The sequence below is a fragment of the Curtobacterium sp. TXMA1 genome (assembly GCF_020162095.1).
In the GTDB taxonomy this organism is placed as follows: domain Bacteria; phylum Actinomycetota; class Actinomycetes; order Actinomycetales; family Microbacteriaceae; genus Curtobacterium.
Genome location: NZ_CP083910.1, coordinates 2292547 through 2305681, shown reverse-complemented (window position 1 = coordinate 2305681; position 13135 = coordinate 2292547). Strand labels below are relative to the sequence as shown.

Sequence of the window (13135 nt, the reverse complement as noted above, 5' to 3'; positions counted from 1 at the left end):
GTGGTGCGGCGGTGGCGCTGTCGTACGACACGACCGCTGTCGGACGACGTCGACACCGTCGTCCGGACCCGCATCGATCCGAACCCGGCGCACGATGTGGTCGGACCGCTGATCGTGTCCGTCCGTATGCTGCGGACATGACCGACGCGGTGGAGCAGGCACGGGCAGCGGCAGCAGCGGCGCAGGCAGCGGCCGAGGAGGCGCGACGGCTGGCGGACGAGGCAGCTCGACGGGCCGAGGAGCTCGCCGCGGCGCTGGGTCGGGCGGCCGAGGCGACCTCGGCCCCGGACCAGGGCGAGGCGATCACGTCCCCGGGCGTGAGCCGGGCGGCCGAGGCGACCGCGGTCCCGGACGCGACCGCGTCGACGGGCGAGCCGACGTCGGGGACGGGCGCCGCGCCTCCCGACCGGACGGCGCCCGACGCGACGACCGATCCGTCGTCGAACCCCGATCCGTCGTCGGCCACCGATGCGATGTCGAGCTCCGGTCCGACGTCGACCGCCGCGCCCATGTCGACCGCCGCGCCTGCACCGGGGACGGCACCCGCCGCCGGACCGCTCGGCGCCGACGCGGTCGAGGCGATCCGCGCCGGCTACGCCGTCGAGGGCACCGCACTCGAGCTCGGCGCCCTCGTCAACGGCGACCCGCTGCCCGACGTCCAGGTCCGGATCCCGCTCGGCATGCTCAACCGGCACGGCCTCGTCGCCGGCGCGACCGGCACGGGCAAGACCCGAACGCTCCAGCTGCTCGCCGAGCAGATCGCCGCGAACGGCGTGCCCGTGTTCGCGGCCGACGTCAAGGGCGACCTCTCCGGTATCGCCGAGGCCGGTGCGCCGAACGCGAAGCTCCTCGCCAGGACCGAGGCGATCGGCCAGCGGTGGCAGGGCACGGCGAGCCAGACGGAGTTCTACTCGCTCGGCGGGCAGGGCACCGGGGTCCCGATCCGCGCGACGGTCTCCGGCTTCGGTCCGCTGCTGCTGGCGAAGGTGCTCGGCCTGAACGCGACGCAGGAGTCGTCGCTCGGGCTGGTCTTCCACCACGCCGAGCGCGCTGGGCTGCCACTGGTCGACCTGTCGGACCTGCGTGCCGTGCTCACCTACCTGGTGAGCGACCAGGGCAAGGCCGAGCTGGCCGAGCTGGGCGGCCTGTCGAAGCAGACCGCCGGGGTGATCCTCCGCGAGCTCGTGACCTTCGCCGACAAGGGCGCCGACCGCTTCTTCGGGGAGCCCGAGATCGACACCCGCGAGTTCCTGCGCACCGCGCCGGACGGCCGCGGGATCGTGAGCCTGCTCGAGGTGCCGGGCGTGCAGGACCAGCCGGAGGTCTTCTCGACGTTCCTGATGTGGCTGCTGGCCGACCTGTTCAACGAACTGCCCGAGGTCGGCGACACCGACAAGCCGGAGCTCGTGTTCTTCTTCGACGAGGCGCACCTGCTGTTCTCGGGGTCGTCGAAGGACTTCCGGGAGCAGATCGTCCGCACCGTCCGGCTCATCCGCTCGAAGGGCGTCGGCATCGTGTTCGTCACGCAGACCCCGAGGGACCTGCCCGACGACGTGCTCGCACAGCTCGGCTCACGGGTGCAGCACCAGCTCCGGGCGCACACCCCGGACGACGCGAAGGCGCTGCGGGCGACGGTGTCGACGTACCCGACGAGCGACTACGACCTGGGGGAGGTCCTGACCTCGCTCGCGACCGGCGAGGCGATCGTCACGGTGATGAACGAGGACGGCGCGCCCACGCCGGTGGCGTGGACCCGTCTGCGGGCGCCGCAGGGGTCGATGGACGCACTGCCGTCGGACGTCCTGGAGGCGCGGGTCGCCTCGTCCCCGCTCCTCGCCCGGTACGGCACCCCCGTCGACCCCGAGTCGGCTCGCGAGGTCCTGGCCGCCCGGATGGAGTCGGCGGCCGCCGAGGCGGCTGCGGCGCAGGCGCAGGCCGACGCCGAGCAGGAGGCTGCACGAGCCGCGGCCGCGGCGGCGAAGGAGGCCGCCGCGCAGGCTGCCCGGGACGAGCGCGAGCGGAAGGCGGCGCAGGCCGAGTACGAGCGGACGCAGCGCGAGTTCGAGCGGGCAGAACGAGCTGCTGCGGGGCGCCGGTCACGGTCGAGCTCGACTCGCGCGTCGCGGACCGGTGGGCGGGCCGGCGACGACCCGCTCGGCGGGCTGCTCGGGAACGGCCTCGGGCAGGCCATCGCGAAGGAGGTCGTCCGCGGCATCTTCTCGACCCTGCGCCGACGGCGATGAGGTCGACCGGCCGGCTGCTGCTGGCCGGTCACCGCGGGTGCGTCGTCGTCGCGGCGGGGCGGATCCGGGCGTCAGCGCGTCAGGAGTCCGACGGTCTCGACCGCGAGCAGCCCGGCGACGATGCACACGGCTGCCACGCCGACCAGCAGCACGCCCCCGCGGCGCTCGTACCAGGTACGGCTCGCGGGCCAGCGGCGAGCGACCTCGCGGACGTGGACCGGGCGGCGTTCGTGCTCCACGGGTACGTCCAGCGCCTCGACGACGCGGTCGATTGCCCGGTCGCCCCAGACGTCGCCGCGCAGGCGGAACAGGTGGGCGCCATCGGCGTCGAAGGCCAGCAGCTCGCGCGCGGTCCGCTCGGTCGAGGCGCCGTACGTCGGGGCGACGACCAGCCGGTCGACCCGCTCGCGGCTGATCCGGCGGTTCGGTGTGAGGACGGCGTGCAGGACGACGACGTCGTCGTCGATCCCGAGGAAGGCCTGACCGAGCCGGACGAACAGCACCGCGACGAGCACGGCTAGGGCGACGACGAGCCCGGCGACGAGGGCCCACCAGCGCTCCGGCAGCGACACCCACACGAGGGCGACGGCGAGGGGGACCGCCGAGCACACGATGCTCAGCACGGTGGACCGGACGAGCGAGCGCCGGGGGCGCAGGACCACGTCGTAGACCGGCGTCCGCAGTCGTCCTGCGGCTGGCACCGTCGCTTCCCCCACCGTGGTCTCCTCTTCCCCTCGGGTGCGCGGACACACCCGGACGATCTGGCGGACGACGCCCCTGCCGACCGCTGCACCGTCCGACCCGCCCCGGGGTCGTCCGTCTGCACAGACTAGGGGCAAGCGGGGGCGGAGGACAGCCCGTTCCACCCCCGTTGGGCGTTTCCCGGCCATGTCGGTGCGCACGGGGTGCGTGCGTGTCCCACCGGTGGGGGACGCGGCGCCGGTGGGGAGCGGCGCCGGTGGGAAGCGGCGCCCGTGGGACGCGGTGCCAGTGGGATGCGGTGCCGTCGGGACGACGAAGGGCGCGCCCTGGTGAACGCGCCCTTCGGTGCTGCTGGCGGAGAATGGGGGATTCGAACCCCCGAGGGCTTGCACCCAACACGCTTTCCAAGCGTGCGCCATAGGCCACTAGGCGAATTCTCCTGGCGCCGTCTCGCGACGACGACACCCCATGGTACAGGTTCGCGGGGGTGGTCACGACCACGTCCGTCCACAGCCCCGCCGACTCCCAGAGCGCACGGCGTGGCCGCGACTAGCCTGGACGGGTGTCGACCCGCATCTACATCACGTCAGCAGAAGGACACACGGGCAAGAGCACCGTCGCCCTCGGTGTCCTCGAGACCCTCGCACGCTCCGTCGGACGGGTCGGCGTGTTCCGGCCGGTCGCGCGCTCGGTGGCGGAGCCGGACTACGTGCTCGAGCTCCTGCTGCAGCACTCGGCGGTCGGGCTGTCGTACGACGAGGCCGTCGGCGTGACCTACGACGACGTGCACGCCGATCCCGACGCGGCGCTCGGCACGATCCTCAGCCGGTTCGCCCAGGTCGAGCGACAGTGCGACGCGGTCGTGGTCCTCGGGTCCGACTACACCGACGTCGGCAGCCCCACCGAGCTGTCGTTCAACGCGAAGGTGGCGGCGAACCTCGGCGCACCGGTGCTGCTCGTGCTCGGCGGACGCGACTCTGCCGAGCGCGGCGCCCGGACCCCAGACGCGATGGCGCAGGTCGCCGACGTCACCACCAGCGAGCTCCGGGCGGCCCACGCGCAGCTGCTCGGGGTCGTGGTGAACCGCGCCGACCCGGACGCCCTCGACACGATCGTCGCGAGCGTCGATCGCGCCGTGCGCGACGACCACCCCGACACCCCGGTCTGGGCGATCCCCGAGGACCGGGTGCTCGTCGCGCCGACCGTCCGGGCGCTGCTCGAGGCGACCGGAGCGACGCTCGTGCGCGGCGACGAGGCGCTGCTCGACCGCGAGGCCCTCGGAACCGTGGTCGCCGGCATGAGCATGGAGAACGTGCTGCCGCGGCTCATCGAGGGCGGCATCGTCGTGGTGCCGGGCGACCGCAGCGACGTGCTCCTCGCCACCGTGCTCGCGAACCAGTCCGAGACGTTCCCGAGCCTGGCCGGCGTGATCCTGAACGGCGGGTTCGAGACCTCGCCGCAGATCACCCGGTTGCTCGAGGGCCTGTCGAGCTCGCTGCCGATCGCCCGCAACGACCTCGGGACCTACGACACCGCGCTCCGGATCACCCACACCCGCGGGCGGCTCGCGGCGGACTCGCCCCGCAAGGCCGACCTGGCGCTCGCGCTCTTCGAGCAGCACGTCGACGCGGACGCGCTGCGCGACCGCCTGCAACTCACCCCGTCCGGGGTCGTGACGCCGCTCATGTTCGAGCACGGGCTGCTCGACCGCGCCCGCGGGTACGGCAAGCGGATCGTGCTGCCCGAGGGTGACGACGACCGGATCCTGCACGCCGCGTCGACGCTCCTGCAGCGCCAGGTGTGCGAGCTGACCATCCTGGGTGAGCCCGCGACGATCCGCTCCCGAGCGACCGAGCTCGGCCTGGACCTCGAGGGCGCGCAGCTCGTCAGCCCGTTCGATCCCGAGCTGCGCGAGCGCTTCGCCGCGGAGTACACGCGGCTGCGGGCGCACAAGGGCATGTCGATCGAGCTCGCCCGCGACACCGTGACCGACGTGTCCTACTTCGGCACGCTCATGGTGCAGCTCGGCCTGGCGGACGGCATGGTCTCCGGGGCGAAGCACACCACCGCGCACACCATCCGGCCGTCCTTCGAGATCATCAAGACCCGGCCCGACACCTCGATCGTGTCGAGCGTGTTCCTGATGGCGCTCGCCGACCGGGTGCTCGTCTACGGCGACTGCGCGGTCATCCCCGACCCGACGAGCGAGCAGCTCGCCGACATCGCGATCTCGTCGGCGGAGACGGCGGCGCAGTTCGGCATCGACCCCCGCGTGGCGATGCTCAGCTACTCCACCGGTGACAGCGGCAGCGGCGCGGACGTCGACAAGGTCCGCGCGGGGACCGCCTTCGTGCGCGAGCGTCGCCCGGACCTGCTCGTCGAGGGGCCGATCCAGTACGACGCCGCCGCGGACCCGACGGTCGCCCGCACCAAGATGCCGGACTCGCCCGTGGCGGGTCGGGCCACGGTGTTCGTCTTCCCGGACCTCAACACCGGCAACAACACGTACAAGGCGGTGCAGCGGTCGGCCGGTGCGGTCGCGATCGGGCCGGTCCTGCAGGGCCTCCGGAAGCCGATCAACGACCTGTCCCGCGGTGCGCTCGTGAGCGACATCGTGAACACGGTCGCGATCACCGCGATCCAGGCCGGCACCGCGACCGACGCGGCCTGACCGAACCGTCCCGACCCGCTGGGCCGCGACCGACCGCAGCCCGACCCACCCGCCCGCACCGCGCCTCCAGACCGTCCCGAGAAAGGCACCACCGAAGTGACCGCAGCCCTCGTCGTGAACTCTGGTTCGAGTTCGTTCAAGTACCAGCTCATCGAGCTCGAGGGCGAGCGCACGCTCGCCTCCGGGCTCGTCGAGCGCATCGGTGAGTCGTCGGGGGCGTGGAAGCACACCAACGCGCTGACGGGGGAGTCCTCGTCGAACGACGCGGCGTCCGTGCCCGACCACGCCGCCGGCTTCCAGGCGATGATCGACGCCTTCGCGAAGGTCGGACCGTCCTTCGACGAGCACCCTCCCGCGGTCGTGGGGCACCGCGTCGTGCACGGTGGGACCACCTTCGACGCGGCGACCGTCGTCACCGACGAGGTCGAGCAGCAGATCGAGGACCTCAACAGCCTCGCGCCGCTGCACAACCCGGCGAACCTCGAGGGCATCCGCGCGGCGAAGCAGGTGTTCTCCGACGTGCCGCACGTCGCCGTCTTCGACACCGCGTTCCACCAGACGATGCCACCGCACGCCTACACGTACGCGATCCCGGCCGACCTGGCCGAGCGGTACCGGATCCGCCGCTACGGGATGCACGGCACGAGTCACAAGTACGTCTCCGAGCAGACGGCGGCGTTCCTCGGTCGACCGCTGGCCGAGCTGAAGACGATCGTGCTGCACCTGGGCAACGGGGCGTCCGCCGCCGCGATCGACGGCGGACGGTCGATCGAGACGTCGATGGGGCTCACGCCGCTCGAGGGCCTCGTGATGGGCACCCGCTCCGGCGACCTCGACCCGGCCGTGCTCATCCACCTGCACCGCGAGGCCGGCATGTCCTTCGACGACCTCGACACGATGCTCAACAAGCGGTCCGGGCTGCTCGGGCTGACCGGCAACGGCGACATGCGCGACGTGCAGGACGCAGCGCTCGGCGGCGACGACGAGGCGGAGGCGGCGCTCGCCGTGTACCGGCACCGCATCCGTCGCTACGTCGGCGCGTACACGGCGCAGCTCGGCGGGCTCGACGCCGTCGTGTTCACCGCCGGGGTGGGGGAGAACAACGCGCTGCTGCGGCGGCGCGTGCTCGCCGGACTGGAGCACCTGGGCATCGAGGTCGACGCCGACCGCAACGAACTGTACTCGAAGGAGGCCCGGCTCATCTCGACCGACTCGTCGCGCGTCGCGGTGCTCGTCGTCCCGACGAACGAGGAGCTCGAGATCGCCCGGCAGTCGGCCGCCGTCGCGCTGTAGGGGACGGCGTCGGTTCGCCGAGGCGGTGCCGGTTCGCCGAGGCGGTGCCGGTTCGCCGAGACGGTGCCGGTTCGCTGAGACGGTGCGGGTTCGCTGAGACGCCGCCGTGGCGTCGAGACGGTGCCGGTTCCGGCGGTGTCTCGACGGCAGGGCGGCGTCTCGGGCCGACGCCGGTGTTCCGCGGCAGCAGCGCTGCCGGTCCCGGCGCGGGTCAGCTCAGGGCGTGCAGCGCCGCGGGGATCGGCGTGTTGCCGCTCGTGACCTCGAACTGCACCCCGACCGCGGTGTCGTCGAGCAGGGCGTGCAGGACGAGGGCTGCGACGTCCGCGCGGGGGATCGAGCCCCGGGGGACGGTCCGGCCGACGTGGACGGTGCCCTGCGGCGGGGTGTCGAGCAGCGCTCCCGGACGGATGATCGTCCAGCGCAGGTTCCGCATCCGGATGTTCGCGTCGGCCTCCGACTTCGCCCGGAGGTACACCTGGAAGACGTCGTCCTCCGACCGAGCGGGCACCACCGCACGCTCGCGGTCGTAGGAGTCCGCGCCCATCGCCGACACCATCACGTAGCGGCGGACGCCGATCCGCTCCGCCGCGTCGGCCAGGGTGATCGCCGCGTCGCGGTCGACGGTCTCCTTGCGCTCCGCACCGCTGTTCGGCCCGGCTCCCGCCGCGAAGACGACGGCGTCGACGCCGCGGAGGCGCAGTGCCAGCTCGTCGTCGTCCACCTGTTCCAGGTCCACGACCAGGGCGGTCGCGCCCTGCTGCTCGACGTCGGTCACGTGAGCCGGGTTGCGGATGATCGCGACGGCGTCGTGTCCCGCGTCGGTGATCAGGCGGGCGAGCAGCAGTGCGATCTGGCCGTGTCCTCCGGCGATGGCGATCTTCATGTGTCCGATACTGCCCGGAGCATCCGGTAGACTTCCGGAGGCTCCTCACGTGACGCCATCCAGGCCAACTCCCCCAGGGCGGAAACGCAGCAAGGGTAACCGGGCTCTGGCGGGTGCGTGAGGAGTCTTCTTCGTTCCCGGGGGTGCGCACCAGGAGCGACCGGGGCAGTGCCGACTCCTGCGTGAGGAGTCTTCTTCGTTCCCGCGGGGACGGCCGGGAGGCGCGGTGCCGTCCCGCCCCTCGGCCCGCCTCCACAGGCGGTCACCGGGGGCGCCTGGCTGTCGGCCGTCCCGGCTACCCTTGACCCGTGGTCACCGCCCTGTATCGCCGTTACCGGCCCGAGAACTTCGCCGAGCTGATCGGTCAGTCGCAGGTCACGGACCCGCTGCGGACCGCCCTGCGGACGAACCGCGTCAACCACGCGTACCTCTTCAGCGGACCGCGCGGGTGCGGCAAGACCACGTCGGCACGCATCCTCGCCCGCTGCCTCAACTGCGAGCAGGGGCCGACGGACACGCCCTGCGGCGTCTGCCCGAGCTGCGTCGAGCTCGCGCGCGGCGGTGGGGGATCGCTCGACGTCATCGAGATCGACGCGGCGAGCCACAACGGCGTCGACGATGCCCGTGACCTCCGTGACCGGGCAGTCTTCGCACCGGCCCGCGACCGCTACAAGATCTTCATCCTCGACGAGGCCCACATGGTGACGCCGCAGGGCTTCAACGCCCTGCTCAAGCTGGTCGAGGAACCGCCCGAGCACGTCAAGTTCATCTTCGCGACCACCGAGCCCGAGAAGGTCATCGGGACGATCCGCTCCCGGACCCACCACTACCCGTTCCGACTCGTCCCGCCGGCGACCATGCTCGAGTACGTCGAGCAGCTGTGCGAGCAGGAGTCGGTCTCCGTGGCGCCGGGTGTGCTGCCGCTCGTCGTCCGCGCCGGCGGGGGTTCGGTCCGCGACACGCTGTCGCTGCTCGACCAGCTCATGGCCGGTAGCGAGGACGGCGCGATCGCCTACGAGCGAGCCGTCGCCCTGCTCGGCTACACCGACGCCGCACTGCTCGACGACGTCGTGGACGCCCTGGCCGTCGCCGATCCCGCGTCGGCCTTCGCCGCGGTGGACCGCGTGGTGCAGACGGGGCAGGACCCGCGTCGCTTCGTCGAGGACCTGCTCGAGCGCCTCCGCGACCTGATCGTGGTCGCGGCGACGAACGAGAGCGCCGCAGCCGTCCTCCGCGGGGTCTCCCCGGAGGAGCTCGACACCATGACGCGGCAGGCCGGGGTCTTCGGTGCGACGGCGCTGTCCCGCTCCGCCGACATCGCGAACCGGGCGCTCACCGAGATGACCGGTGCGACGTCACCCCGACTGCACCTCGAGCTCATGACGGCTCGCATGCTCGTGCCCGAGGCCGACGACACGCAGCGAGGGGCCCTCGCGCGCGTCGAGCGGCTCGAGCGGCGCGTCGGCGTCGGCGACGCTGGCGGGCACGACGCCGCGACCACCGCTGCACCATCGGTGTCGGGCACTGACCGATCCGCGTCGACGTCGCGTTCGCAGTCCTCGACGACGACGGCTGCCCGCGCGCCGCAGGCGGGACCGGTAGCGGCGCCCGTCGGTTCGTCCGCCCGGTCCGGCTCGGCCGGGTCCGTTCCGAGCGCTCCGCCGTCGAGCTCCTCCGCTGCGGTCACGAGCCAGGCGGCTCCGGTCGGTGCTGCGCGAGACCAGACGGCACCGGCAGAGTCAGAGGACCCGCGCGCCGCGGCTCGAGCGGCCGCAGCATCCTGGGCCGCGGCCGTGCCGGGCACAGCCGGGTCCGTGCAGTCGACCAGCGCTGACGGGACGACCGAGCAGCGAACGGCAGCGCCGACGCCGCACGAGGCCTCCGGGACGGCGAACGCCTCGTCCACCGGGCAGGGCACCGCGGTCGGGGATGAGCCCGTGGTGCGACCGGTGAGCGCCGTGGGGTTCCAGCAGCTCCGGGACGCCTGGCCGCAGGTCGTCGAACACGTCCAGCGCGCCCGCCGGTCCGCGTGGTCCGTGGTGGTCACGGCGCAGGTCACCGCCCTGCGCGACGACGTGCTCACCCTGACGTTCCCGAGCCAGCAGGACGTCGCCTCGTTCAAGGAGGTGTCGGACCCGGCGACGAGCGTCAGCGAGCTGCTCCGGTCGGCGATCATCGACGTGCTCGGCCTGCGGGTGAAGTTCGTCGCCCGCGGCCCGGGGCAGCAGCGTCCTGGCGGCGGACCCGGTGGTGACGGGGCTCCGGAGCAACCGAGCGGTCGGCCGCAGCAGAGCGCGCAACAGCAGACTCCGGCGAGGACGCCCGAGCAGCAGACCGCACCGACGGGCACCGACCAGGGGCGGCAGCCGGAACCCGCCCGGCAGCCGGAACCCGCCGATCAGCCGGGGGCCGCCACGCGGCAGTCGCCGACGACGCAGCGGCAGCCGACCACGCCCGGTGCCGCCCGTCAACCGCAGCCGGAGCAGCAGGAGTCGCCTGCGCCGCAGCAGCCGGAGCGGCAGCGGTCAGGGTCGCAGCAGCCCGCGCCCCAGCAGGCCCAGAAGCAGCAGCCGCAGCAGTCGGCCCGCGAGCAGTCGCCCGCACCGCAGTCGCCCGCGCCGCAGCCGACTCGGCAGCAGCCGTCCCAGCAGCAGATCGCCCCGGCGTCCACCGGTCCGGTGACCGACTGGGTCGTCGCGGCGATCCCGGCGACGGACCCGACGTCCCGTGCAGCGCCAGGGCGGACGGAGCCGGGCTGGTCCGCGCCGTTCGGCACGACGGACACCGGGGAACCGGTCGTCCCGGTCGCCCCGGTGTCCGACCCCGCCGCCGACGCGGCCCTCGCCGCGCAGCTCCGCCCGGCCTCGGCGCTGGGCGGCGCACCGGCGCGTCCGACCACGAGCGAGCAGCCGGCCGGCGACGCAGCGGACGGCGCACCGACCGTGCCCGCAGGAGCGGCGGCACCTGCACCGGCGCCGACGCCGCGGTCGACACCGCCGGCCGTCGGCGACGTCCCGGTCGACGACTACCCGCTCGACGACGACCCCTACGACGACGGAGCGCCGTTCCCCGACCCGGGCCCCTCGGCCGGCGGCACAGCGGCAGCATCTGCGCCCGGTCGTGCGGTGAACCCGTCCCGGACCGCTGCACCGGAGCAGACGCAGCACGCCACGGCACAGCAGGGCGCCGCACAGCAGGCCGCCGCGCAGCAGGCACCGCAGGCCCAGCAGCGGACGGCGCCGCCCCAGGTCCGCCGGACACCGGTGGCCGGCCGCTACGGCGAGGCAGTCGTCCGTGAGATCCTCGGTGCGCAGTTCATCGAGGAGACCGCCCTGCACGAGGAAGGCGCCTGATGTACGACGGCATCGTCCAGGACCTGATCGACGAGTTCGGTCGACTGCCGGGCATCGGCCCGAAGTCGGCCCAGCGCATCGCGTTCCACATCCTGCAGACCGAGTCGTTCGACCCGGCACGGCTGTCCGAGCTCCTGGCCGAGGTCAAGGAGAAGGTCCGCTTCTGCGAGGTCTGCGGCAACGTCACCGAGAACGTCCGCTGCAGCATCTGCCGCGACCCGCGCCGATCGCCGAGCGTCATCTGCGTGGTCGAGGAGGCGAAGGACGTCGCGGCGATCGAGCGAACCCGCGAGTTCCGCGGGCTCTACCACGTGCTCGGCGGTGCGATCAGCCCGATCGACGGTGTCGGTCCGGACGACCTGCGCATCCAGCAGCTCATGACGCGGCTGGCCGACGGCACGGTGGACGAGGTGATCATCGCGACGGACCCGAACCTCGAGGGCGAGGCGACGGCGACCTACCTGAGCCGACTGCTGGTGCCGATGGGGATCCGCACCACGCGCCTGGCGTCCGGCCTGCCGGTGGGCGGCGACCTCGAGTACGCGGACGAGGTCACGCTCGGCCGGGCCTTCGAGGGCCGTCGCCTGGTCGGCGGCTGACCGCCCCGCGCGCAGGATCGTTGCGTCTAGCCCGCCTCGCACGCAACATCCGCGGAACACCCTCTACGATTGTCAGACCGCGCGACCGTCGCGGAACCGTCGTCCCCGGGAGTACCAGCCAGTGGCCCTGATCGTGCAGAAGTTCGGTGGATCGTCCGTCGCGGACGCCGAGAGCATCAAGCGCGTGGCGAAGCGGATCGTCCAGACCAAGAAGGCGGGCAACGACGTCGTCGTGGCCGTCTCCGCGATGGGCGACACCACCGACGAGCTCGTCGACCTCGCGCACTCCGTGACGCCGATCCCCGCCGGTCGTGAGCTCGACATGCTGCTGACGGCGGGGGAGCGCATCTCGATGGCGCTGCTCGCGATGGCGATCAAGAGCCTCGGGGTCGAGGCCTCGTCCTACACGGGCAGCCAGGCCGGCATGCTCACGGACGCGCAGCACGGCAAGGCGCGGATCGTCGACGTGACGCCGAAGCGGGTGCGCGAGGCGCTCGACGCCGGGCACGTCGCGATCGTCGCCGGCTTCCAGGGCTTCAACCGCACGACGGGCGAGATCACGACGCTCGGTCGCGGCGGGTCGGACACCACCGCCGTCGCCCTCGCCGCCGCGCTCGACGCGGACATCTGCGAGATCTACACCGACGTCGACGGCATCTTCACCGCGGACCCGCGCGTGGTGCCGAAGGCCAAGAAGGTCGACCGGATCACGAGCGAGGAGATGCTCGAGCTCGCCGCGTCCGGCGCCAAGGTCCTGTACATCCGTGCCGTCGAGTACGCCCGACGACACGGCGTCACCCTGCACGTCCGGTCCTCGTTCAGCAACGCCGAGGGCACCATCGTCTACAACCCTGCAGAGGGGGAAACCGTGGAAGAACCGATCATCACCGGCATCGCCGGAGACCTCTCCGAGGGGAAGATCACCGTCGTCGGCGTGCCCGACACCCCGGGCAAGGCCGCCGAGATCTTCACGATCGTGGCCCGCGCCGGCGCCAACATCGACATGATCGTGCAGAACGTGTCCGAGGCGGTCACCGGACGCACGGACATCTCGTTCACGCTGCCGAAGGACCAGGGGCAGGGCGTCCTGACCGCGCTCGAGGTCGCGAAGGCCGACATCGGCTACGAGGGCATCCAGTACGACGACCAGATCGGCAAGCTCGCGCTCGTCGGCGCCGGCATGCGCACCAACGCCGGCGTCTCCGCGGCGCTCTTCCGTGCCCTGCACGAGGCGTCCATCAACATCGAGATGATCTCCACCTCGGAGATCCGCATCTCGGTCGTGACCCGCGCCGACACCCTGAACGAGGCCATGCGGGTCGTGCACCAGGCATTCGGGCTCGACGCCGACCAGGACGCCGTCGTCTACGCCGGTACCGGCCGCTGAG

8 protein-coding genes, 1 tRNA gene and 1 other RNA gene are annotated in these 13135 nt (G+C 72.8%); 7 read left to right on the top strand and 3 right to left on the bottom strand.

Going from position 1 to position 13135, the window contains the following annotated elements; all coding sequences use genetic code 11:
- The first annotated feature begins 137 nt into the window (after positions 1-137).
- On the top strand, positions 138-2243 hold the full coding sequence (locus LCG91_RS10835; RefSeq protein WP_224441376.1) for a helicase HerA-like domain-containing protein: 2106 nt from the start codon (positions 138-140) through the stop codon (positions 2241-2243).
- Positions 2244-2314: 71 nt separating this feature from the next.
- Here LCG91_RS10835 and LCG91_RS10830 read toward each other — a convergent pair whose 3' ends face one another.
- Both LCG91_RS10830 and LCG91_RS10825 read right to left on the bottom strand, forming a co-directional pair.
- Entirely contained in the window at positions 2315-2959 is a 645-nt protein-coding gene (locus LCG91_RS10830; RefSeq protein ID WP_224441375.1) for a hypothetical protein, read from the bottom strand.
- A 338-nt stretch (positions 2960-3297) separates the two neighbouring features.
- Positions 3298-3385 (bottom strand) — tRNA-Ser (locus LCG91_RS10825).
- A gap of 122 nt (positions 3386-3507) precedes the next feature.
- On the opposite strand from LCG91_RS10825, the gene pta reads away from it, so the two are divergent.
- The gene (gene pta, locus LCG91_RS10820) at positions 3508-5616 is read left to right on the top strand and encodes a phosphate acetyltransferase (protein ID WP_224441374.1); all 2109 of its coding nucleotides are present in this window, start codon (positions 3508-3510) and stop codon (positions 5614-5616) included.
- Between the two features lie 96 nt (positions 5617-5712).
- Complete coding sequence (locus LCG91_RS10815) at positions 5713-6909, top strand: acetate/propionate family kinase (RefSeq protein WP_224441373.1); 1197 nt, start codon at positions 5713-5715, stop codon at positions 6907-6909.
- A gap of 211 nt (positions 6910-7120) precedes the next feature.
- Here LCG91_RS10815 and LCG91_RS10810 read toward each other — a convergent pair whose 3' ends face one another.
- The gene (locus LCG91_RS10810; protein ID WP_224441372.1) at positions 7121-7795 is read right to left on the bottom strand and encodes an SDR family oxidoreductase; all 675 of its coding nucleotides are present in this window, start codon (positions 7793-7795) and stop codon (positions 7121-7123) included.
- Positions 7796-7831: 36 nt separating this feature from the next.
- On the opposite strand from LCG91_RS10810, the gene ffs reads away from it, so the two are divergent.
- The 4 genes from ffs to LCG91_RS10790 all read left to right on the top strand — a co-directional run bounded on the left by ffs (position 7832) and on the right by LCG91_RS10790 (position 13134).
- Positions 7832-7928, top strand: an RNA gene (gene ffs / locus LCG91_RS10805) — signal recognition particle sRNA small type.
- Between the two features lie 175 nt (positions 7929-8103).
- Positions 8104-11148, top strand: coding sequence for a DNA polymerase III subunit gamma and tau (locus LCG91_RS10800; RefSeq protein WP_224441371.1), 3045 nt, complete (start codon positions 8104-8106; stop codon positions 11146-11148).
- Positions 11148-11747: a recombination mediator RecR gene (recR, locus tag LCG91_RS10795; protein WP_058729138.1), complete on the top strand. Its 600-nt coding sequence runs from the start codon at positions 11148-11150 to the stop codon at positions 11745-11747. Before LCG91_RS10800 ends, recR begins: the two co-directional genes overlap by 1 nt.
- 121 nt (positions 11748-11868) lie before the next feature.
- Positions 11869-13134, top strand: coding sequence for an aspartate kinase (locus LCG91_RS10790; RefSeq protein ID WP_058729137.1), 1266 nt, complete (start codon positions 11869-11871; stop codon positions 13132-13134).
- Position 13135: the final 1 nt, after the last annotated feature.

Excerpts from the sequence above, each read along its gene's own strand:
- LCG91_RS10835 (WP_224441376.1), top strand. The coding sequence starts at position 138 with ATGACCGACGCGGTGGAGCAGGCACGGGCAGCGGCAGCAGCGGCGCAG.
- LCG91_RS10810 (WP_224441372.1), bottom strand. The coding sequence starts at position 7,795 with ATGAAGATCGCCATCGCCGGAGGACACGGCCAGATCGCACTGCTGCTC.
- recR (WP_058729138.1), top strand. The coding sequence starts at position 11,148 with ATGTACGACGGCATCGTCCAGGACCTGATCGACGAGTTCGGTCGACTG.